We start from the raw sequence: 21,410 nt of genomic DNA, 5'->3' as shown, positions 1-21,410 counted from the left end.
GAGTGTCGTTTTTTTTGACTGTAACCAGGCGTGTGCTTTAGCTCCCAAAATGCTGTTGCAGCAAATGTAATATCTGAAAAACTTCTGAATCCCTCTCTGTAAGCCACTTTTTCACCAAAGCTAAATGTTCGTCTGCGATGCAAACTCTTACTCTTCTCAAGGAGAGTAACAATGCAGATGAGCTGGATAGTGCTGGCCAGAATAATGATAGTGGCAGTGTTGCCATTAGGAGTATTGCCGCATATACCGCAAACCAGCGTAATAATCGCCACCGTGGGATTTGCTGTTCTGCTCGGACTGATGCCGCAGCAATGGTTACGTCTGGCTGGCGTTGGCTTATTAATGCTGGCTTGGGCGCTGATGGAAGCCCGGCATATTATCAATACCATCGAGTATTTGGCTGCTGCCCCTGCAGACGCAACAGTACGTATCACCGACGTTCGCGAAGAAAAGCAGCAGTTAACCGTACAAATCATGCGTGTCGGCGAGCGTTATCAGTTTCCGCCAATATATGCCTCACTTAACTATGCCGCGGTGGAACAACCATTCTGCGCCGGTCAACGCTGGCAGATGAAGCTGCGATTACGTGCTATTCACGGCAGGCTAAACGAAGGCGAGTTCGATATTCAGCGCTTTGCATTATCCAACCATATACCGCTGCAAGGTCGAATTATCAGCAAGCGGCCAGAATCGCTAACTTGTAGTTGGCGAACGCGCTTAATCAATTATCACTTGCCTACTTTTTCTGCATTACAGCAACCTGCAATTGTGCAGGCCCTCGCATTTGGTATACGTGACAATATGACCGATGAGCAGCGACGGCTGCTGCGTGAAACCGGAACGGCTCATTTGATGGCAATCTCTGGCATGCATATCGCGCTTGCGGCTAGCGTGGGGTGGCTGTTGGCGCGTGTCATACAGGGGATCCTACCGGCACATTTAATGAGCTATTTGTTTCCGCTAGCAGTCAGCGCTTTTACCGCAGTAACTTATGGCTGGATCTCCGGCAACCATGCCCCGGCACAACGTGCGTTGATAGCCCTCATGCTCTGGATAGCAATCCGTGCTGCCGGTTGGCAAATGAGTGGATGGCAAGTTTGGACGCTCTGCATTGCGGGATTACTGTGGCTTGATCCGCTAACCGTGTTATCAGAAAGCTTTTGGTTATCGGCACTTGCGGTGGCAATGTTGATTGCATGGTATCAGTGGTTTGCTTTACCGCATCATTTTCGCAGTAAGCGACGATGGTTACCTCTGCAACTGCTGCACCTCCAGTTAGGCATGATGATCCTGATGGCACCGTTACAGATTTTTCTGTTCCAGGGAATTAGCCTAAGTGCTCTGATCGCGAATCTTATCGCGGTCCCTGTCGTCTCTTTTATCACGGTGCCATTGATATTGTTGGCCATGCTCTTTCCTTTGCCATCGATTTCGAATGGGTTGTGGCACCTGGCCGATTTTTCGGTAAGTAAAGTGATGCAAGGATTACAGTGGTTACCTGCGGGCTGGTGGGCATGGAGCGATACGTTGCCCGCTCTCATGCTGATTTGGGGGGGATTGCTGTTCTGGCGTAGCGGGTTGATTTATCGCAGCATAATGCCTTGTATTAGTTTGACCGTCGTCCTTTTCCTTTGGCGTAGTAATACACAGCGTGATGATTGGCAAATCGACATGATTGATGTAGGCCACGGTTTAGCGATTGCCATTACGCAGGGTGATGACGTGATGCTGTATGACACTGGCCCAGGTTGGAAGCAGGATGATGCGGGGGCGCGCGTTATTCTGCCGTGGCTGCACTATCACGGCCGCAAGCTGGATTCACTGATATTAAGCCACAAGCATCTGGATCACCGCGGTGGACTACACTCACTCGTTAGCGCTAATCCGAGCATAGAAATTCGTAGCGCCTTGCCAGAAGCGGGGCATATGCCTTGCCATCGCGGACAGCAATGGCAATGGGGTAAATTGCAATTCACCGCCATATGGCCGCCAGTTAATCAAACGGAAGGGCAAAATAATGATTCATGCGTGGTACGCGTCGACGATGGACGAGTGAGTCTTTTACTCACGGGAGATATTGAGTTAGAAGCGGAGAGAAAAATTGTCGCGCTGGAAAAAGAGGCGCTGAAAGCGACGTTGTTACAGGTTCCTCATCATGGCAGTCGCACATCTTCGGGACCATTACTGTTACGTAATGTTGCAGGGCAGGCGGCATTTGCTTCGGTGGCACGTTATAACGCCTGGCGTATGCCGGCACAAGCCGTAGTCCAGCGCTATCTTCAGCAGGGTTACATGTGGTTTGACACCGCTCAATCTGGGCAGATTCATATCAGTGTCAGGCAGGGGCATTGGCAAATTAAGGGGTTAAGAGAACAAATAAAGCCCCGTTGGTATCATCAGTGGTTTGGCGTCAAACGTGATTCCAGGTAGAATGAGCGGCTATTTCAAACAGCGTGAATAAATAATGCATCAAGATAAAGATCTCTCAACGTGGCAGACATTCCGCCGACTCTGGCCGATGATTGCGCCCCACAAGGCTGGCCTCTATGTGTCAGCAGTGGCGCTAATACTCAATGCGGCAGGCGACACCCTGATGCTCTCTCTGTTGAAACCTTTACTGGATGACGGCTTCGGTAAAGCTGACAGATCCGTAATGCTGTGGATGCCGCTGGTGGTGATCGGCCTGATGTTGGTCCGTGGCGTAACCAGCTATATCTCAAGCTACTGCATATCCTGGGTTTCCGGCAATGTGGTAATGAACATGCGCCGTCGTTTATTCGGCCATATGATGGGCATGCCGGTAACATTTTTTGACCAGCAATCAACGGGTACCTTGCTGTCACGCATTACCTATGATTCTGAACAGGTTGCCTCATCTTCTTCGAGCGCACTGGTCACGGTCGTGCGTGAAGGTGCTTCGATCATCGGCCTGTTCATCATGATGTTTTACTACAGTTGGCAACTTTCACTGATTCTCATCGTGTTAGCTCCAATTGTCTCCTTTGCGATTCGTACCGTTTCCAAACGCTTCCGCAGCATCAGCAAAAATATGCAGAACACGATGGGACAAGTCACCACCAGTGCCGAGCAAATGCTGAAAGGTCATAAAGAAGTATTGATCTTTGGTGGCCAGGAAGTGGAAGCTAACCGTTTTTCCCAGGTGAGCAATAAAATGCGTCAGCAGGGCATGAAACTGGTGTCGGCATCTTCTATCTCTGACCCTGTTATTCAGCTGATTGCATCGCTGGCGCTTGCTTTCGTGCTATATGCAGCAAGCTTCCCAAGCGTAATGGATACGCTCACCGCCGGTACCATTACCGTGGTGTTTTCTTCCATGATTGCGCTGATGCGTCCGCTTAAGTCGTTAACCAACGTAAACGCACAGTTCCAACGCGGTATGGCAGCTTGTCAGACCCTGTTCTCGATTCTCGACAGCGAACAGGAAATTGACGAAGGTAAACGTGAAATAGAACGTGCTCATGGTGATGTTGAATTCCGGAATGTGACCTTTACTTATCCAGGGCGTGAAATCCCCGCGCTGCGCGATATTAATCTGTCGCTGCCTGCTGGCAAAACAGTGGCGCTGGTTGGCCGTTCAGGTTCTGGTAAATCCACTATGGCCAGTTTGCTGACGCGTTTTTATGATATTGATAGCGGTGAAATTCTGCTTGATGGTCACGATCTGCGTGAATATACGCTGCGCTCATTGCGTAATCAGGTGGCTCTGGTTTCTCAGAATGTGCATCTTTTCAACGATACCATTGCCAACAACATCGCCTATGCCCGCAACGGTCAGTACACCCGTGAACAAATTGAACAGGCCGCAACCATGGCACATGCCATGGACTTCATCAAAAAGATGGATAATGGTCTGGATACAGTGATCGGTGAAAATGGTGTGCTGCTCTCAGGGGGACAGCGCCAGCGTATTGCCATTGCCCGTGCATTGCTGCGTGACTGCCCAATTTTGATTCTTGATGAGGCAACCTCCGCGCTCGATACCGAATCAGAACGTGCGATTCAGGCCGCGCTGGATGAGCTGCAAAAAAATCGTACCTCGCTTGTTATTGCGCATCGCCTGTCGACCATCGAAAAAGCCGATGAAATCGTCGTTGTGGAAGATGGTCGCATCGTGGAACGCGGCACGCACAGTGTGCTGTTAGAACAGAAGGGCGCGTATGCGCAACTTCACAAGCTGCAGTTCGGTCAATGATTGAACGCATCTGGAGCGGGCGCTCACCGTTATGGCTGCTGCTCTGGCCGTTGAGTGTATTGTATGGGGCGATCACCTGGCTGATTCGCCTCAGCTTTCAACGCGGCTGGCGCAAAAGCTGGCGTGCGCCATGCCCCGTTGTGGTAGTCGGTAATCTTACCGCAGGTGGTAATGGTAAAACACCGGTGGTGATCTGGCTGGTGCAGGCATTACAACAACGCGGGTTACGCGCTGGCGTAGTGTCGCGTGGTTACGGTGGTAAGGCAGATCGTTACCCACTACTGGTAACGGGGGAGACCTCTACGGCATTAGCCGGGGATGAACCGGTATTGATCGCGCAGCGTACTCAGGCGCCAGTTGCCGTTGCACCCCAGCGTCGGCTGGCTGTGGAAGGCTTGCTTGCTGTACACGATCTGGACGTCATCATTACCGATGATGGCCTGCAGCACTATGCATTGCAGCGCGATCGCGAAATTGTGGTGGTGGATGGTATGCGCCGCTTTGGTAATGGCTGGTGGTTACCGGCTGGGCCAATGCGAGAGCGCGCCTCTCGGCTCCGGGAAGTCAATGCGGTGATCGTTAACGGTGGGGAGGCGCAAGGCGACGAAATCGCTATGACATTGCAGCCGGGTCAGGCAATAAATCTCATGAGTGGTGCCACCGCATCGCTGGACCAATTACCTGAAATCGTGGCAATGGCTGGCATTGGACATCCTCCTCGCTTCTTCAATACGCTCAAACAGCAAGGCATCAAGGCAGTAGCAGAAATCGCCTTTGCCGACCATCACGCATACAGCGAAGACGAATTATCCCGGCTGACAGATGCTAAACAATGCCTGCTCATGACGGAAAAAGATGCGGTGAAATGCCGTCAGTTTGCCCAACCTAATTGGTGGTACCTGCCAGTAGATGCTCATTTGCAAGGTGCAACCGTTTCAACCTTGTTAGACGATATCGTCCAACTCTGTTCGATGGCGCGCTACGCCCGCTCGCACTAACCATTCGCAATGGGAAAAGAGTTATGAACCTCGCTGCTTCCCTGTCATTACAAACCGCTCGCCATTTGCACCTGGCTGCCCAGGGACTGTTACGTCCTTTGGGCCGGCGCGCACGTTTCACCGATATTCACGCTACCGTGCGCCAGATGTCCTTGCTGCAAATTGACACAATAAATGTTGTGGCGCGTAGCCCTTATCTGGTGCTGTATAGCCGTCTTGGCGCTTATCCTGCCCATTGGCTGGAGGAGGCGCTTGCAGCCGGTGAGTTGTTTGAGTACTGGGCGCATGAAGCCTGCTTTATTCCCTTCGAAGATTACCCCTTGCTTCGCCATCGAATGTTGCAACCGCAGCGACTTGGCTGGAAGTACAGCGCGCAATGGGTAGATGAACATCAGCAGGAAATTGCTGAGCTACTGGCGCACATTGCAGCTAATGGTCCGGTACGCGCCGCCGACTTTAGCCATGATAAACAAACCAAACCCGGCTGGTGGGCGTGGAAGCCTCACAAACGGCATTTAGAAAACTTATTTAGCGCCGGTGAGTTGATGGTGGTGGAGCGACGCAATTTCCAGCGGGTTTACGATCTGCATAGCCGCGTGATGCCAGACTGGGTTGATGAACAGCATGCCTTAAGCGAAGAGGAAGCGGTAATACAGATGTTGCATCACAGCGCGCGCAGTCTTGGCATTTTTCGCGTCAGTTGGTTAGCGGATTATTATCGTCTTAAACGTGCGCCGCTAAAAACGTGGCTGGCGGAAACTGCAGCGCGTGGAGAGATAGTTCGCGTTGAGGTGGAGCAGCTCGGGGAAATGTGGCTGCACCAAACACTGCTTCCGTTGCTGGAAAAGCCGCTGTCGGCAACGCATACCGTCCTGCTCTCGCCGTTTGATCCGGTGGTTTGGGATCGGCGGCGCGCGCTAGAACTGTTTAATTTTGATTACCGTATTGAGTGTTACACGCCCGCAGAGAAGCGCAAGTATGGCTATTTTGTCTTGCCGGTATTGCATCGCGGGGCACTAAAGGCTCGCATTGATGCCAAAATGGAGCGCCAGGCACAGCAGCTGGTCATTCGCGCATTCTGGCTGGAGCCGGGTGTGCGCCTGAGCAACACCTTTCTTAATGACGTAAAGAAGGCCATTAATCGCTTTGCTCAGTGGCAAGGTGCTACAGAAGTGATTATCGAAAATGCGCCTACTGAATTGCTGGCAGCGTGGTCAAGCCGCTGGTTGATTGGATGCTGAAGCCGTTGTGATACGGGCGTCGGTACGCCCATTTCGCGCACGCTATTATGATATGCTAATCGTCTGAATCGGTCCTGAAGGAGAAGATAATGGATCATCGTTTACTCGAAATCGTTGCCTGCCCGGTTTGCAACGGAAAACTGTATTTCAACAAAGAGCAGCAAGAGCTGATCTGTAAACCTGATGGCCTGGCTTTCCCGGTACGTGACGGGATTCCGGTACTGCTCGAAGTAGAAGCTCGTACGCTCTCTGTTGAAGAGATCCATCCATGAGTTTTGTTGCCATTATTCCGGCGCGTTTCGCCTCAACACGCCTGCCGGGTAAACCGCTGGTGGATATTCAGGGCAAACCCATGGTGCTGCACGTAATGGAACGCGCCCGTGAATCGGGAGCCGATCGGGTGATTGTCGCGACCGATCATCCTGATGTGGCTGCGGTCGTAACGGCAGCGGGTGGCGAAGTGTGCATGACGCGCGTGGATCATCAATCGGGTACCGAACGTCTGGCCGAAGTCGTTGAGAAGTATCAGTTTGCTGACGATACCATTATCGTCAATGTTCAGGGCGACGAGCCAATGATCCCGGCGGAAATAGTACGCCAGGTGGCCACCAATTTGGCACAGTCCGAGGCGGGCATGGCAACGCTGGCGGTACCGATTATCGATGCGGAAGAGGCATTCAATCCTAACGCCGTTAAGGTCGTCATGGATGCTAAAGGTTACGCGCTGTACTTCTCGCGAGCCACCATTCCATGGGATCGTGAACGTTATGCCCGTTCGCGTGAGCAGATTGGCGACACGCTGCTACGGCACATTGGTATTTACGCCTATCGCGCCGGTTTTATTCGTCGCTATATAGCATGGGAACCTTGTCCGCTAGAGCACATTGAGCTACTCGAACAGCTGCGGGTGCTATGGTACGGTGAGAAAATTCACGTCGCGGTGGCAAAAGCCATACCCAGTGTTGGGGTGGATACGCCGGAAGACCTTGAGCGGGTTCGCCTCGCGATGCAAGGTTAATCTCCGACCGGCCAGCGGCTCTCGCTGGCCTTAAAGTTTGATCTGGCGCTAAGTTTCTCGCCACCATCACCTCCAGCATATTCTAGCCTTTTGACTTCGGAGGATATCGCATGGAACAGCTCCGTTCAGAACTGGCGCTGGTGCTGGGTGAAAGCATCAGCCGCCTCGAAACTATTAGCGAGCAGGCGCATACGCGGCTGTACGCGCTTTACGATAACGCCGGCAAGCCGATGCCGCTGGTGGCGAAGTATTTTCGTCATCAGGGACGCGCCGCGCTGGAAGCGAAAAAACTCACGATGCTGGGCCATGATGGCTTGATCGCCGTGCCTGCGGTATTTGGATTGGTGCTTAGCCAGCAAAAACCCGCGCATGAGATGCTGCTAATGGCGCGTTTTAATGGCGTATCAGCGGAAGCCCCAACGCGCAACGCCGCGCGCTGGGAGCAATTATGCGAACAAATTGTGGAAGGCGTGCTGGCCTGGCACCGCATCGACAGTCAGGGTTTAGTCGGCAGCGTCGACAGCGTACAAGAAAATACCTGGCCTGCATGGTATCGCCAGCGAGTTGATGTGCTGTGGTCGACGCTAGGATATCTGACGCCGCCCTTTTTCACGCTGGAAGATCGGCAGATTTTGTTCCGCAGTCGCCAACTATTGCCGCGTTTTTTTAATGGATTTGACGATCCGTGCGTGTTAATTCACGGCAACCTTCGCCTCGCCAGCATGCTAAAAGATGCACATAGCGATCAGCTGATTGCGATGATGCAGCCTGGCAATATTCTCTGGGCTCCGCGCGAATATGAGCTGATGCGGCTGGCGGATAGCGGAGCCGAAGCGTCATTATTGCAACACTATTTACAGCGTGCGCCTGTTGCAGAAGGGTTTATCTGGCGACGCTGGTTATATCAGCTGTGGGATTGCGTCGACACGCTGGTGAGTAGCGGACAGTTTGACCGTCCGCGCTTCGATCACGCGCGCACGCAATTACTCCCCTGGTTGGGTTGAGCTGAGCTCGTCACCGCGCAGTTTCTGCCAGATTTGCCCCAGCGATTCATAGATCGCGCGCTCACTGTGGCCAAGCCACAATGGCGACGGGATTGCGCGTTCCCACCAGTTCAATGGCGAGGTTACCGCCAGTTGATTAGCCGGTGCTGCGAGCGGATTCATGCCGGCGCTTTGGAAGAACTGCATTGCGCGTGGCAAATGATTGGCAGAGGTCACGAGCAGAAAGGGATGTTCGCCAATGGTTTGTTTCACCGCCCGCGCTTCGCCAAGGGTATCTCGGGGCTGATCCAGTTGGATTATCGCGCTGCGTGGCACGCCAAGACTTTCTGCCACTTCAGCGGCAACGCTGGCGCTGCTGCGTGGATTCTCTCCTGCGGCCGCACCTGTAAAGATCATTTTTGCCTGCGGATAGCGTCGCCACTGGCGAACACCTTCGGCCACGCGCGGCAGGCTATTGCTGATTAAGTTGGAACTCGGCGCCCAATTCGGATTGAAGGTGTAGCCGCCACCCAGCACCACGATATAATCAACCGGCTCATGACCGTTCCAGGTCGCATAGTGCGTTTCCAGCGGCGACAGCAGGCGATCGGCCACCGGTTGCAGGCTCAGCAGCAGCAGCAGCAGCCAGCAGCAAGAGATGAGGATTTTACCGCTTTTTTGCCAGCGGCTGAACCAGAGCAGCAAAAGTCCCGCTGCCATCAGTAATAACAGCAGCGGCAAGGGTAGCAACATCCCACCAATGACTTTTTTTAATGCGAAAAACATTGAATATTGCTCCTTTTGTCCGAAAAAACAGCAGCCAGACAGTTACTGCGGCATGAAAGGTTCATTCTTGATGAGCCTGTGACAAAATAGCACAAGTTGAATGCAGCAAAGCGGAGCCATCATCATGCAGGATCGTAACTTTGACGATCTGGCGGACAAATTCTCACAGAACATTTATGGCACGCGCAAAGGCCAGGTACGGCAGGCGATTGTTTGGGACGAGCTGGAAGCCCTGCTGCCAACGTTGCCCGCCGGGCCGCTTTCGGTGCTGGATGCCGGTGGGGGCGTTGGACAAATCTCCAGCGGCTTAGCCGCGCGCGGTCATCAGGTGCTGCTGTGCGATCTCTCTGCCGAGATGTTGAAGCTGGCGGAAGCCCATGCACATAACGCGGGTGTGAGCCACAACATGCAATTCAAACAAATTAGCGCCCAGCAGGTGGGCGAACATTTGGATACGCAGGTTGATCTGGTATTGTTTCACGCGGTGTTGGAATGGGTCGCGCAGCCAGAAGAGGTGCTGCAGGCGTTATGGCATACATTAAAGCCCGGCGGCGTGCTGTCACTGATGTTTTATAACGCACACGGCTTAACCTTCCGCACCCTGACGCTCGGCAATTTCGGCTATATGCGCGCCAATATGAGCAAACGCAAAAAGCGTACTTTGTCGCCGGATTTCCCACGCGATCCTGATGATGTGACGCGCTGGCTAACACACTGCGGATTTGAAATTGAACGACGTGCGGGCATTCGCGTCTTCTGCGATTACATGAAGCCGCAACCCGGCGCAGGGAAGAGCGTTGAGGAAATCATTGAGATGGAACGGCGTTTCTGTCGCCAGGAGCCCTTTTTAAGTTTAGGGCGCTATATCCACGTGACCGCGCGCAAACCCAGCTAGAAGGATCAACTATGAGCGAATTTTCCCAGACGGTCCCCGAATTGGTGGCATGGGCGCGCAAGAACGACTTTTCGCTTGCGTTGCCGGTAGAACGTCTGGCCTTTTTGCTGGCTATCGCCACCTTAAACGGTGAGCGCATGGACGGCGAAATGAGTGAAGGCGAGCTGATTGACGCGTTTCGTCACGTTAGCAAGGCTTTCGAGCAAACCCACGAAACCGTGCAGGTGCGTGCTAACAACGCCATCAATGACATGGTGCGTCAGCGCTTGCTCAACCGCTTTACCAGCGAGTTGACGGAAGGGCACGCTATCTATCGCTTGACGCCGCTGGCCATTGGCATTACCGACTATTACATTCGTCAGCGTGAGTTCTCTACGCTGCGTCTCTCGATGCAGCTGTCGATCGTGGCGCAGGAGCTGAAACGCGCCGCCGATGCCGCCGAAGAAGATGGCGACGAATTCCACTGGCATCGCAACGTCTTCGCGCCGCTCAAATATTCGGTAGCGGAAATCTTCGATAGCATCGATATGACGCAACGCCTGATGGATGAGCAGCAGCAGGCGGTGAAAACCGATATCGCCGATCTGCTCAACAAAGATTGGCGCGCGGCGATCTCCAGCTGTGAAATGTTGCTGTCAGAAACCTCCGGTACCCTGCGCGAGCTGCAGGATACGCTGGAAGCTGCGGGTGATAAACTGCAGGCCAATCTACTGCGCATTCAGGATGCCACGCTCAGCAGCCCCGATCTCGGCTTTGTCGATAAGCTGGTGTTTGATCTGCAAAACAAGCTGGATCGCATCATCAGTTGGGGTCAGCAGGCTATCGATCTGTGGATCGGCTACGACCGCCACGTACACAAATTTATTCGTACCGCCATCGACATGGATAAAAACCGCGTTTTTGCGCAGCGTTTGCGCCTGTCGGTGCAAAACTATTTCGACCAGCCGTGGGCGCTGACATACGCCAATGCCGATCGTCTTTATGATATGCGCGACGAAGAGATGACACTGCGTAATGACGAAGTGATGGGCGAGCTGCCGCCGGAAATGGAATATGAAGAGTTTAATGAGATTCGCGAACAGCTGGCCGCGATGATCGAAGAGGCGCTGCAGATCTACAAGCTGGAGCAGAAGCCACTCCATCTTGCCACGGTGATGCGCGACTACCTGTCGCAGTATCCACGCGCGCGTCATTTTGATCTGGCGCGTATCGTCATTGATCAAGCAGTACGACTCGGCGTGGCCGAAGCTGATTTAGCCGGTCTGCCCGCGCAATGGCAGGCCATTAATGATTACGGAGCCAAGGTGCAGGCACATGTCATCGACAAATATTGAACAAGTGATGCCAGTTAAACTGGCGTTGGCCCTGGCAAACCCGATTTTCCCGGCGCTTGATAGCCAGTTACGCGCGGGTCGCCACATTGGTATTGAAGAGCTGGATAATCACGCTTTTCTGATGGATTACCAGGAATATCTTGAAGAGTTTTACGCGCGCTACAACGTGGAGCTGATCCGCGCGCCGGAAGGCTTTTTCTACCTGCGTCCGCGTTCTACCACGCTGATTCCACGCTCGGTGCTCTCCGAACTGGACATGATGGTGGGCAAAATTCTTTGTTATCTCTATCTCAGCCCGGAACGATTGGCGAATGAGGGGATTTTTACCCAGCAGGAGCTGTACGACGAACTGCTGTCGCTGGCGGATGAGAGCAAACTGCTCAAGCTGGTAAACCAGCGTTCCACGGGTTCCGATCTCGATCGCGCCAAGCTGCAGGAAAAAATGCGCGCCTCGCTCAGCCGCCTGCGCCGCCTCGGCATGGTGTGGTTTATGGGCAACGACAGCAGCAAATTCCGCATCACCGAATCGGTATTCCGCTTTGGCGCTGACGTGCGCAGCGGTGACGATGCGCGTGAAGCGCAGCTGCGCCTGATTCGTGACGGCGAAGCGATGACGCTGGAAAGTGCGCCAGCTGCGGCAGAAAACGATGAAGCGGATAATGATATTGACGCTGAAAGCGACGCGAGTGATAACGCGGAGGATGAGCAAGCATGATTGAACGCGGTAAATTTCGTTCGCTAACGCTGATTAACTGGAACGGCTTCTTTGCCCGTACCTTTGATCTTGATGAATTGGTGACCACGCTGTCGGGCGGTAACGGTGCCGGCAAATCCACCACCATGGCCGCCTTCGTCACGGCGATGATCCCAGACTTAACGCTGCTGCACTTCCGTAACACCACCGAAGCCGGTGCAACATCGGGTTCTCGCGATAAAGGTCTGCACGGCAAACTGCGTGCCGGCGTCTGCTATTCAGTGCTGGATGTGGTCAACTCCCGCCACCAGCGCGTGATAGTGGGCGTGCGTCTGCAACAAGTGGCAGGACGCGATAAAAAAGTCGATATCAAACCGTTCAGTATTCACGGTTTGCCGACCGATTCGCAGCCGACCGATATGCTGACTGAAATCCTTAATAGCCGTCAGGCGCGAGTGTTACCGCTGTCGGAAGTGAAGGAACGCGTTGAAGCGCAGGAAGGCGTGCAATTCAAACAGTACAACTCCGTAACCGACTATCATGCGGTGCTGTTCGAGCTTGGCGTGGTGCCGCGTCGCCTGCGTAACGCTAGCGATCGCAGCAAGTTCTATCGCCTGATCGAAGCCTCACTCTATGGTGGTATCTCTAGCGCTATTACCCGCTCGCTGCGCGACTACCTGCTGCCGGAAAACGGCGGCGTACGCAAAGCCTTCCAGGATATGGAAGCGGCGCTGCGCGAAAACCGCATGACGCTCGAAGCCATCCGCGTCACGCAGTCAGATCGCGATCTGTTTAAGCATCTGATCTCGGAAGCCACCAGCTATGTTTCCGCCGACTATATGCGCCACGCTAACGAGCGACGAATTCATCTCGACGGCGCGCTGCAGCTGCGTAATGAGCTGTTCACCAGTCGCAATCAGCTGATCTCCGAGCAGTATCGCCATATTGAAATGGCGCGAGAACTCTCTGAACACAACGGCGCCGAGAGCGATCTGGAAACCGATTATCAGGGCGCCAGCGATCACCTGAATCTGGTGCAAACCGCGATGCGTCAGCAGGAGAAAATCGAGCGTTACGATGCCGATCTGGAAGAGCTGACTTACCGCCTTGAAGAGCAGAACGAAGTTGTTGCCGAAGCGCGTGACGTGCAGGAAGAGAATGAAGCGCGTGCCGAAGCGGCTGAAATTGAAGTGGATGAGCTGAAAAGCCAGCTCGCCGACTTCCAGCAGGCGCTCGACGTACAGCAAACGCGTGCTATTCAATATCAGCAGGCCTTACAGGCGCTGGAAAAAGCGCGTACGCAGTGCCAGCTGCCTGACCTCAGCATTGATAACGCCGCTGAATGGCAGGAGACCTTCCAGGCGCGTGAAGAGGAAGCCACCGAGCAACTGTTGCGTCTGGAACAAAAACTGAGCGTTGCTGAAGCGGCACACAGCCAGTTTGAACAGGCGTTAGCATTAGTGACCAGCATCGCGGGTGACGTGAGTCGTCAGGATGCGTGGCAGGTAGGGCGCGAATTACTGCGTGACGCGGGCAATCAGCGCCACCATGCCGAACAACTCTCCTCGCTGCGTTTACGCCTCAATGAATTAGAAACGCGTCTGCGCGAGCAGCACGATGCCGAACGTTTACTGGCGGATTTTTGTAAACGTCAGGGACAGCAATACGATGCGGATGCGCTGGAAGGTTTGCAGCGTGAGCTTGAAGCGCAGATTGAACAGCTGAATGAGAGCGTATCGGATGCTGGCGAACGCCGCATGTTAATGCGTCAGGAGCTGGAGCAGCTGCGTGAACGGATTACCGCGCTTACCGCGCGTGCACCACACTGGCTGGCGGCCCAGGAGATCCTCACCCAACTCAGCGAGCAAACCGGCCAGGAGCTGACCAGCAGCCAGCAAATCACTGAATTTATGCAGCAGCTGCTGGAGCGTGAGCGTGAAACCACCGTTGAGCGCGATGAACTGGCGGCGCGTAAGCGTGAAGTTGAGCAGCAGATTGAACGCCTGAGCCAACCGGGCGGTGCGGAAGACGCGCGCCTGACGCAGCTGGCGGAACGTTTTGGCGGCGTGCTGCTCTCTGAAATTTATGATGATGTCACGCTGGATGACGCGCCTTACTTCTCAGCGTTGTATGGTCCTTCGCGTCACGCCATTGTGGTGCCGGATCTGTCGCTGGTGCGCGAACTGCTCGATGGTTTAGACGAGTGCCCGGAAGATCTCTACCTGATTGAGGGTGATCCGCAGGCGTTTGACGATAGCGTATTCAGCGTTGAAGAGCTGGAAAAAGCGGTGGTCGTCAAAGTGGCGGAGCGGCAATGGCGCTACTCCCGCTTCCCGAAAGTGCCGCTGTTTGGCCGTGCGGCGCGTGAAAATCAGCTGGAACTGCTGAACAATGAACGTGAACAGCTGGCTGAGCGTTATGCCACGCTGTCGTTTGACGTACAGAAAACTCAGCGTCTGCACCAATCCTTCAGCCGCTTTATCGGTAGCCATTTAGCGGTGGCTTTTGATGAAGATCCCGAAGCGCTGATTCGTCAACTCAACAGCCGTCGCGGCGAGTTAGAGCGGGCTTTGGCGCAGCATGAAAACGACAATCAACAGCAGCGCGCGCAGTTTGAGCAGGCAAAAGAGGGCGTCAGCCAGCTGAACCGCCTGTTGCCGCGCGTTAATCTGCTGCTCGACGACACGCTTGGCGACCGTTGTGAAGAGATCCGTGAGCGCGTGGAAGAAGCGCAGGAAGCCGCGCGTTTCCTGCATCAGCATGGCAGCAAACTCAGCAAGCTGGAGCCGCTGATTTCGGTATTGCAGAGCGATCCGGAGCAGCACGATCAGCTGCAGCGTGATTATCAGCAAGCCCAGCAGCAGCAGCGTGAGGCACGCCAGCAGGCCTTTGCGCTGACAGAAGTGGTGCAGCGTCGGGCGCACTTCAGCTACGAAAGTTCAGCGGGAATGTTAGGCGGTAATACCGATCTCAATGAACAGTTGCGTCAGCGTCTGGAGCTGGCGGAAGGCGAGCGCAGCCGCGCGCGCGAACGTCTGCGCGGACATCAGGCGCAGCTGACGCAGTATTCGCAGGTATTGGCATCGCTGAAAAGTTCTTACGATGCTAAACGCGACATGCTGAAAGAGCTGCAGCAAGAGATGCAGGACATTGGTGTGCATGCAGATGCCAGTGCGGAAGAGCGGGCGCGTATTCGTCGTGATGAGCTGTATACCGCGCTAAGCCACAACCGTGCGCGTCGTAACCAGCTGGAAAAACAGATCACCTTCTGTGAAGCCGAAATGGAGAGTTTGCAGAAGAAACTGCGCAAGCTGGAGCGCGACTATCATCAGATTCGTGAGCAGGTGGTGAGCGCCAAAGCGGGCTGGTGTACGGTGCTGCGCATGGTTAAAGAGAACGGCGTTGAGCGTCGTCTGCATCGTCGTGAACTGGCGTACCTCAGCGGTGATGAGCTGCGATCCATGTCGGATAAGGCGCTCGGTGCACTGCGTCTGGCGGTGGCGGATAACGAACATCTGCGCGATGTGCTGCGTATGTCAGAAGATCCAAAGCGTCCTGAACGCAAGATTCAGTTCTTTATTGCGGTGTATCAGCATCTGCGCGAGCGTATTCGTCAAGACATCATTCGTACCGACGATCCGGTTGAAGCGATTGAACAGATGGAGATTGAGCTGAATCGTCTGACGGAAGAGCTGACGGCACGCGAACAGACGCTGGCAATCAGCTCACGCAGCGCGGCGAACATCATTCGTAAAACCATCCAGCGCGAGCAGAACCGTATTCGTCAGCTAAACCAGGGCTTGCAGGCCGTGAGCTTTGGCCAGGTACGCAGCGTGCGTCTCAACGTGAACGTACGTGAAGCGCACTCCACGCTGCTGGATACGCTGTCGGAAGAGCATGAGCAGCATCAGGATCTGTTTACCAGCAATCGCCTCACCTTCTCGGAAGCGCTGGCGAAACTCTATCAACGTCTGAATCCGCAGATCGATATGGGGCAGCGTACGCCGCAGACCATCGGTGAAGAACTGCTCGACTACCGCAACTATCTGGAGATGGAAGTGGAGGTCAACCGTGGTTCGGATGGCTGGCTGCGTGCAGAAAGTGGGGCGCTCTCGACCGGTGAAGCGATCGGTACCGGGATGTCAATTCTGGTGATGGTGGTGCAGAGCTGGGAAGAAGAGTCGCGTCGCCTGCGTGGCAAAGATATTTCACCCTGCCGCCTGCTGTTCCTCGATGAAGCGGCACGCCTTGACGCACGCTCTATCGCCACGCTGTTTGAACTCTGCGAACGACTCGAGATGCAGCTGGTGATTGCTGCACCAGAAAATATCAGTCCTGAGAAAGGCACCACCTATAAGCTGGTGCGAAAGGTATTTAACAACACTGAACATGTGCATGTGGTGGGACTGCGCGGCTTCTCGGCAGATCCTTCGCCAGTGAAACAGGAAAATACGGGAATAGGACTCCAAACCGAAAATACCTAGCGCTGAATCTGGTTAAAAAACGGCACTGCGTTTAATCTGTAAGCGGCATTTGCACTCAGAGGCAGATGCCGTTTTTTATTCGTATACTCAATATTAAGAGTGTGGCTGTACATGGCGATTACAGGGCGCCGTGTCTTTGGTGAGAAGGGGGCAGGGATGTTGCTAAACAATAAGATCAAAATGAGTCGTGCTGCAGTAGCACTCGGTTTATCACTGCTGTTGTCTCCGTTAGCAGTAAGCTATGCGGCGATCACCTCAACGTTGCCGAAGTCAACGCACAATACCCTCTCGGTTGCTGCGAGCCAGCAGCAGATCCAGCAGGCGTTTAGCCCAACTGAACAACCTTTCTATTTACCTGGCCTTGCGGGCATTTATGCGGCGCGCGATATGGCGCCGTTATGGCAAGACCAGCAGGCAGTGCAGGTTTTCCAGCAGCAGCTGGCGGAAGTCGCACTCTCCGGTGTACAGCCGCAGTTTACCCGGTGGGTGGAGCGGTTAACGAATCCCAATATTAAAGGCTTAGCGCGCGATATCGTGCTCAGCGATGCCATGCTGGGCTACCTGCAATTTGTAGCGAATGTACCAACGCAGGGTGAAACCTGGCTTTACAGCAATGTGCCCTATAAGTTGACCATGCCAACGCTGGCGGCTATCAACCAATGGCAGAATGCGGTCAATGCCGGTAACAGCCGTACATTTGTCGTTTCACTGCAGCCGCAGCATCCACAATATGCGCCCATGCACAACGCGTTGAAAATGTTACTAACTGATAATCGTCCGTGGCCGCAACTACGCGACAGCGCTACGCTGCGCCCGGGGCAAATCAGTAATGACGTGCCTGCGCTGCGCGAGATTCTGCAACGTACCGGCATGTTAACCGCCAGCCACAGTACGACACCAACGCCGGCGGAAGATGCGGTGCCTACGGCGCCCGTTCCGGTGGGGCAAAGCAATCAGCCGGTGGCGGTCAGTCCGTCTGCCGCAAACTTTGATGATATTGATGCCGGTTCGGCGCTCGCCACAACACCTGAAGTGGCCAATAATGTTGCTGCAGATCCGACAGCATCCGGCCCTAACGTGTATGACACCGCGCTGGTGGAGGGGGTGAAACGCTTCCAGCACTGGCAGGGATTAGCCGATGATGGCGCGATTGGCCCGCGCACACGTGAGTGGCTGAATGTGCCACCACAGATGCGAGCATCGCTACTGGCGCTGAATATCCAGCGCCTGCGACTACTGCCGGATGATATGCATAATGGCATCATGGTGAATATTCCCAACTATTCACTCACCTACTACAACAATGGTGCCACTATCCTGTCGTCACGGGTGATTGTAGGTCGTCCCGATCGTAAAACGCCGCTAATGCGCAGCGCACTGAATAATGTGGTGCTTAACCCGCCGTGGAACGTGCCGACAACGCTGGTGCGTCAGGATATTGTGCCGAAGGTGAAGCAGGACCCCTCTTATCTGTATAAGCATGGCTATACCTTGTTGTCGGGCTGGAGTGCGGACGCCGAGGTGATCGATCCGTCGATGATTGATTGGCACATGGTGTCAGCCGCGAATTTCCCTTACCGCATTCGTCAGGCGCCGGGCGCGACCAACTCGCTGGGACGTTACAAGTTCAATATGCCTAGTTCGGATGCCATTTATCTGCACGATACGCCAAATCATGCGCTGTTCCAGCGTGATATTCGTGCGCTTAGCTCGGGCTGCGTACGCGTTAATAAGGCCTCGGAATTGGCCGACCTTCTGCTGCAGGATGTCGGCTGGAATGATGGTCGTATTTCAGACACGCTGAAACAGGGTGATACTCGCTATGTGCCGATTCGTCATCGCATTCCGGTCAACCTTTACTATTTAACCGCCTGGGTGGCAGATGATGGGCAACCGCAATATCGTACAGATATTTACAATTATGATAATCCTGCCCGTTCAGGCAGTCAGGCACTCATAAAAGCGGGGCAACTGCTGCTCTAGTGCTTGATTTGGCTGTTTTCTTAGCGGCGTAAACTCTTCAAAACCCGTGGCGAAAATTTGACTTCGCGCGGGTTTTGCTCATTCTGAGCCGTATTCCGGGTTGACTGAGATTTTGGCTGCGGTTAATGTTCGGCCTTGTGTACTTTTCGCACATATTTTATCCGCTTTAGATTAGGTAACTCCGCTTCATGGCTAATTTTGATTCTCAACGTCGTCGATTACTCCTGATTGGAGGGGCAGCAGCAGGCTTATCACTGCTTCCTGGCTCCGCACTGGCTTCGCTTTCCACCTCCCGCCCTCGAGTATTGACGCTTAGTAACCTTCACACCGGTGAAACCCTTAAAACTGAGTTTTTCAACGGTAAGCGTTATGACAAGGATGAGTTAGTCCGCTTAAATCACTTCTTCCGCGATTATCGTGCTAATCAGGTGAAGAACATCGATCCCCATCTTTTTGATCAGCTTTATCGCCTGCAGGCGCTGCTTGATACGCGTAAACCGGTGCAGCTCATTTCGGGATATCGCACGCTGGCAACCAATAATATGTTGCGTGAATCAGGGCCGGGCGTCGCCAAGCATAGTTATCACACCAAAGGACAAGCGATGGATTTCCATATTGAAGGGATTTCATTGAGCAATGTTCGCAAAGCGGCGTTATCTATGCGCGCTGGTGGTGTAGGATATTACCCGCGCAGCAACTTCGTACACATAGATACCGGGCCTGCAAGGCACTGGTCCTGATACCGGCAGCGCTGCGTGTGTCGGTCATGGAGCGCTATGAATTACCAAATTATTCCGGTTACCGCCTTTTCCCAGAACTGCTCAGTGATTTGGGATGACGAAACCCAACAAGCGGCCTTAGTCGATCCCGGCGGTGATGCGGAAACCATTAAAGCTGTGCTGGCAGAACGCGGTTTAACGCCGTCACAGATCCTGCTTACGCATGGACATCTCGATCACGTAGGTGCTGCTGCTGAACTCGCCGCACATTACCAGGTGCCGATTGTCGGCCCGCACCCGCTTGACGCCTTCTGGCTGGATAATCTGCCCACGCAAAGCCGTATGTTTGGTTTACCTGAATGCGCACCGCTTACTCCCGATCGCTGGCTGGAAGAGGGCGAAACCGTGCAGCTGGGCAACATCACACTGGAAGTGCTGCTTTGTCCGGGTCATACGCCGGGGCATATTGTGTTGCTGGATCGCGCGGGGCGTCTGCTCATTTCAGGCGATGTGATTTTCAACGGTGGCGTGGGACGTACCGATTTTCCACAGGGTAGCCACAGCGATTTGATCGACGCGATTAAAACCAAGCTGCTGCCGCTCGGCGATGACATCACCTTCGTGCCGGGTCATGGACCTATCTCAACGCTCGGCCGTGAACGTATCAGCAATCCGTTCCTGCAATAAAAAATGGGCCAATATGGCCCATTTATTCGCTGAAAAGGATTACAGCACCGCGACAATCGCCTCACATAGCGCAGACATATTGTCTGGCGTCATTCCCGCCACGTTAACGCGACCGGAGTTCACGGCGTAAACGCCGAACTCTTCACGCAAACGTACCACCTGATCTTTGGTCAGGCCGCTGAACGAGAACATACCGTTTTGCTTGATGATAAAGCTAAAGTCTTGCTTAGCACCTTTCTCCGCTAGCGTATTCACAAACAGCTGACGCATACGCTGGATACGCTGACGCATATCGGTTAGCTCTTGAACCCAGATAGTACGCAATGCCTCATTGCTGAGGATTGTCGCCACCACTGCCGCACCGTGTGAAGGCGGGTTTGAATAGTTGGCGCGAATGGTGTATTTCACCTGGCTGAACGCCGTTTTTGCGATGTCGCTGTTAGCTGCAACTAACGTTAACGCGCCTACGCGCTCGTTGTATAAACCAAAGTTCTTCGAGAAGGAGCTGGCAACAATCAGTTCCTGGTGAGAGGCGGCAAAAATACGCAAGCCTTCCGCATCTTCATCCAGACCACGAGCGAAACCCTGGTAAGCGAAATCGAACAGCGGTAGCCAGCCTTTCTCTTGCGACAGCTGCGCCAGTTGCTGCCACTGCTCTGCAGAAGGATCAACGCCGGTTGGGTTATGGCAGCAGCCGTGGAACAGCACCACGTCGCCCGCTTTGGCTTCCTGCAGCGATGCCACCATGCCATCGAAATCAAGGCTATGGCTTGCTGCGTCGTAATAGTGGTATTCGCACACTTCCAGACCGGCAGCGTTGAACACATTCTTATGGTTTGGCCAGCTAGGGTTGCTCACCCAAACGCGTTTTACGCTGGTTTGATTCGCCAGAAAATCGGCTGCAACGCGCAGGGCTCCGGTGCCGCCTGGCGTCTGTGCTGTTGTGGCGCGACCGTCAGAAATCAGCGAGCTCTCTTTTCCGAACAGTAGCTCCTGTGTACACCGCGCGAAATCTGCCAGACCATCAATGCTCAGGTAATTCTTGGTGGTTTCGTTTTCCAGCAGATACTGCTCGGCTTTCTTAACGCTGGTAAGCACCGGCGTTTTACCGGTTTCATCTTTATAGACGCCAATACCAAGGTTGATTTTATTCGGGCGGTCATCGGCGCGAAAAAGGTCAGCCAGTCCAAGAATAGGATCGGCGGGTGCGGCAGAGATCGATTCAAACATGAGTCAGTTCCGTTTGGGTGAACTTTAGCGAAATGAGCTATCAGGTTAGCGTCAGACGAGAAGATTTCCAACCGCTGAAATAAAAAAGAAATAACTCCCGTGTATAAAGTAGTGGCGCTAATTGAGAAGCCGATCACTGAATAGC

Annotated in this window: 16 protein-coding genes; 14 read left to right on the top strand and 2 right to left on the bottom strand. The window is 53.9% G+C overall.

Annotated elements, in window-relative coordinates; translation table 11 throughout:
• The first annotated feature begins 171 nt into the window (after window positions 1–171).
• The 7 genes from CRO19_RS01995 to CRO19_RS01965 all read left to right on the top strand — a co-directional run bounded on the left by CRO19_RS01995 (window position 172) and on the right by CRO19_RS01965 (window position 8,474).
• Window positions 172–2,430, top strand: coding sequence for a DNA internalization-related competence protein ComEC/Rec2 (locus CRO19_RS01995; RefSeq protein WP_097094367.1), 2,259 nt, complete (start codon window positions 172–174; stop codon window positions 2,428–2,430).
• 34 nt (window positions 2,431–2,464) lie between these two features.
• A complete protein-coding gene (gene msbA, locus CRO19_RS01990) occupies window positions 2,465–4,213 on the top strand; it encodes a lipid A ABC transporter ATP-binding protein/permease MsbA (protein WP_097094366.1) in 1,749 nt (582 codons plus the stop codon).
• Window positions 4,210–5,211 carry a tetraacyldisaccharide 4'-kinase gene (gene lpxK, locus CRO19_RS01985; RefSeq protein ID WP_097094365.1) on the top strand — a complete coding sequence of 334 codons (1,002 nt, stop codon included), beginning with the start codon at window positions 4,210–4,212 and terminating at the stop codon, window positions 5,209–5,211. The genes msbA and lpxK overlap by 4 nt, the downstream gene beginning before the upstream one ends.
• A 23-nt stretch (window positions 5,212–5,234) precedes the next feature.
• Window positions 5,235–6,452, top strand: coding sequence for a winged helix-turn-helix domain-containing protein (locus CRO19_RS01980; RefSeq protein ID WP_097094364.1), 1,218 nt, complete (start codon window positions 5,235–5,237; stop codon window positions 6,450–6,452).
• Window positions 6,453–6,541: 89 nt separating this feature from the next.
• Entirely contained in the window at window positions 6,542–6,724 is a 183-nt protein-coding gene (locus CRO19_RS01975) for a Trm112 family protein (RefSeq protein WP_039332435.1), read from the top strand.
• Window positions 6,721–7,470 (top strand): 3-deoxy-manno-octulosonate cytidylyltransferase, encoded by a 750-nt coding sequence (gene kdsB, locus CRO19_RS01970; RefSeq protein WP_097094363.1) that lies wholly within the window; start codon window positions 6,721–6,723, stop codon window positions 7,468–7,470. Before CRO19_RS01975 ends, kdsB begins: the two co-directional genes overlap by 4 nt.
• Window positions 7,471–7,580: 110 nt before the next feature.
• Entirely contained in the window at window positions 7,581–8,474 is an 894-nt protein-coding gene (locus tag CRO19_RS01965; protein WP_097094362.1) for a YcbJ family phosphotransferase, read from the top strand.
• Here CRO19_RS01965 and elyC read toward each other — a convergent pair.
• Window positions 8,454–9,239 carry an envelope biogenesis factor ElyC gene (gene elyC / locus CRO19_RS01960; protein WP_097094361.1) on the bottom strand — a complete coding sequence of 262 codons (786 nt, stop codon included), beginning with the start codon at window positions 9,237–9,239 and terminating at the stop codon, window positions 8,454–8,456. The two genes, CRO19_RS01965 and elyC, sit on opposite strands and share 21 nt — an antisense overlap.
• A 124-nt stretch (window positions 9,240–9,363) precedes the next feature.
• Between elyC and cmoM the strand changes: the two genes are divergently transcribed.
• From cmoM to CRO19_RS01925, 7 genes are all read left to right on the top strand, one after another.
• The gene (gene cmoM / locus CRO19_RS01955) at window positions 9,364–10,134 is read left to right on the top strand and encodes a tRNA uridine 5-oxyacetic acid(34) methyltransferase CmoM (protein WP_097097559.1); all 771 of its coding nucleotides are present in this window, start codon (window positions 9,364–9,366) and stop codon (window positions 10,132–10,134) included.
• A gap of 11 nt (window positions 10,135–10,145) precedes the next feature.
• Window positions 10,146–11,468: a chromosome partition protein MukF gene (gene mukF / locus CRO19_RS01950; protein WP_097094360.1), complete on the top strand. Its 1,323-nt coding sequence runs from the start codon at window positions 10,146–10,148 to the stop codon at window positions 11,466–11,468.
• The gene (mukE, locus tag CRO19_RS01945) at window positions 11,449–12,183 is read left to right on the top strand and encodes a chromosome partition protein MukE (protein WP_097094359.1); all 735 of its coding nucleotides are present in this window, start codon (window positions 11,449–11,451) and stop codon (window positions 12,181–12,183) included. The genes mukF and mukE overlap by 20 nt, the downstream gene beginning before the upstream one ends.
• Window positions 12,180–16,646 carry a chromosome partition protein MukB gene (gene mukB, locus CRO19_RS01940; RefSeq protein WP_097094358.1) on the top strand — a complete coding sequence of 1,489 codons (4,467 nt, stop codon included), beginning with the start codon at window positions 12,180–12,182 and terminating at the stop codon, window positions 16,644–16,646. Before mukE ends, mukB begins: the two co-directional genes overlap by 4 nt.
• Window positions 16,647–16,802: 156 nt before the next feature.
• Window positions 16,803–18,629 (top strand): L,D-transpeptidase, encoded by a 1,827-nt coding sequence (gene ldtD, locus CRO19_RS01935; protein ID WP_097094357.1) that lies wholly within the window; start codon window positions 16,803–16,805, stop codon window positions 18,627–18,629.
• Window positions 18,630–18,817: 188 nt separating this feature from the next.
• A complete protein-coding gene (gene mepK / locus CRO19_RS01930) occupies window positions 18,818–19,369 on the top strand; it encodes a peptidoglycan L,D-endopeptidase MepK (RefSeq protein WP_097094356.1) in 552 nt (183 codons plus the stop codon).
• Window positions 19,370–19,405: 36 nt separating this feature from the next.
• Window positions 19,406–20,035, top strand: a complete 630-nt coding sequence (locus CRO19_RS01925; RefSeq protein ID WP_097094355.1) for an MBL fold metallo-hydrolase — start codon at window positions 19,406–19,408, stop codon at window positions 20,033–20,035.
• Between the two features lie 39 nt (window positions 20,036–20,074).
• Here CRO19_RS01925 and CRO19_RS01920 read toward each other — a convergent pair whose 3' ends face one another.
• The gene (locus tag CRO19_RS01920; RefSeq protein WP_097094354.1) at window positions 20,075–21,265 is read right to left on the bottom strand and encodes an amino acid aminotransferase; all 1,191 of its coding nucleotides are present in this window, start codon (window positions 21,263–21,265) and stop codon (window positions 20,075–20,077) included.
• Window positions 21,266–21,410: the final 145 nt, after the last annotated feature.

The organism is Candidatus Pantoea floridensis (assembly GCF_900215435.1).
GTDB lineage: Bacteria > Pseudomonadota > Gammaproteobacteria > Enterobacterales > Enterobacteriaceae > Pantoea > Pantoea floridensis.
This window is presented reverse-complemented; position numbering and strand designations above follow the sequence as displayed.

What these genes read in the sequence shown, in the direction of transcription:
- mukB (WP_097094358.1), top strand. Translation starts at nt 12,180, where the DNA reads ATGATTGAACGCGGTAAATTTCGTTCGCTAACGCTGATTAACTGGAAC.
- kdsB (WP_097094363.1), top strand. Translation starts at nt 6,721, where the DNA reads ATGAGTTTTGTTGCCATTATTCCGGCGCGTTTCGCCTCAACACGCCTG.
- CRO19_RS01965 (WP_097094362.1), top strand. Translation starts at nt 7,581, where the DNA reads ATGGAACAGCTCCGTTCAGAACTGGCGCTGGTGCTGGGTGAAAGCATC.
- CRO19_RS01995 (WP_097094367.1), top strand. Translation starts at nt 172, where the DNA reads ATGCAGATGAGCTGGATAGTGCTGGCCAGAATAATGATAGTGGCAGTG.
- mukE (WP_097094359.1), top strand. Translation starts at nt 11,449, where the DNA reads ATGTCATCGACAAATATTGAACAAGTGATGCCAGTTAAACTGGCGTTG.
- CRO19_RS01980 (WP_097094364.1), top strand. Translation starts at nt 5,235, where the DNA reads ATGAACCTCGCTGCTTCCCTGTCATTACAAACCGCTCGCCATTTGCAC.
- CRO19_RS01925 (WP_097094355.1), top strand. Translation starts at nt 19,406, where the DNA reads ATGAATTACCAAATTATTCCGGTTACCGCCTTTTCCCAGAACTGCTCA.
- cmoM (WP_097097559.1), top strand. Translation starts at nt 9,364, where the DNA reads ATGCAGGATCGTAACTTTGACGATCTGGCGGACAAATTCTCACAGAAC.
- mukF (WP_097094360.1), top strand. Translation starts at nt 10,146, where the DNA reads ATGAGCGAATTTTCCCAGACGGTCCCCGAATTGGTGGCATGGGCGCGC.
- elyC (WP_097094361.1), bottom strand. Translation starts at nt 9,239, where the DNA reads ATGTTTTTCGCATTAAAAAAAGTCATTGGTGGGATGTTGCTACCCTTG.
- lpxK (WP_097094365.1), top strand. Translation starts at nt 4,210, where the DNA reads ATGATTGAACGCATCTGGAGCGGGCGCTCACCGTTATGGCTGCTGCTC.
- CRO19_RS01975 (WP_039332435.1), top strand. Translation starts at nt 6,542, where the DNA reads ATGGATCATCGTTTACTCGAAATCGTTGCCTGCCCGGTTTGCAACGGA.
- ldtD (WP_097094357.1), top strand. Translation starts at nt 16,803, where the DNA reads ATGTTGCTAAACAATAAGATCAAAATGAGTCGTGCTGCAGTAGCACTC.
- msbA (WP_097094366.1), top strand. Translation starts at nt 2,465, where the DNA reads ATGCATCAAGATAAAGATCTCTCAACGTGGCAGACATTCCGCCGACTC.
- CRO19_RS01920 (WP_097094354.1), bottom strand. Translation starts at nt 21,265, where the DNA reads ATGTTTGAATCGATCTCTGCCGCACCCGCCGATCCTATTCTTGGACTG.
- mepK (WP_097094356.1), top strand. Translation starts at nt 18,818, where the DNA reads ATGGCTAATTTTGATTCTCAACGTCGTCGATTACTCCTGATTGGAGGG.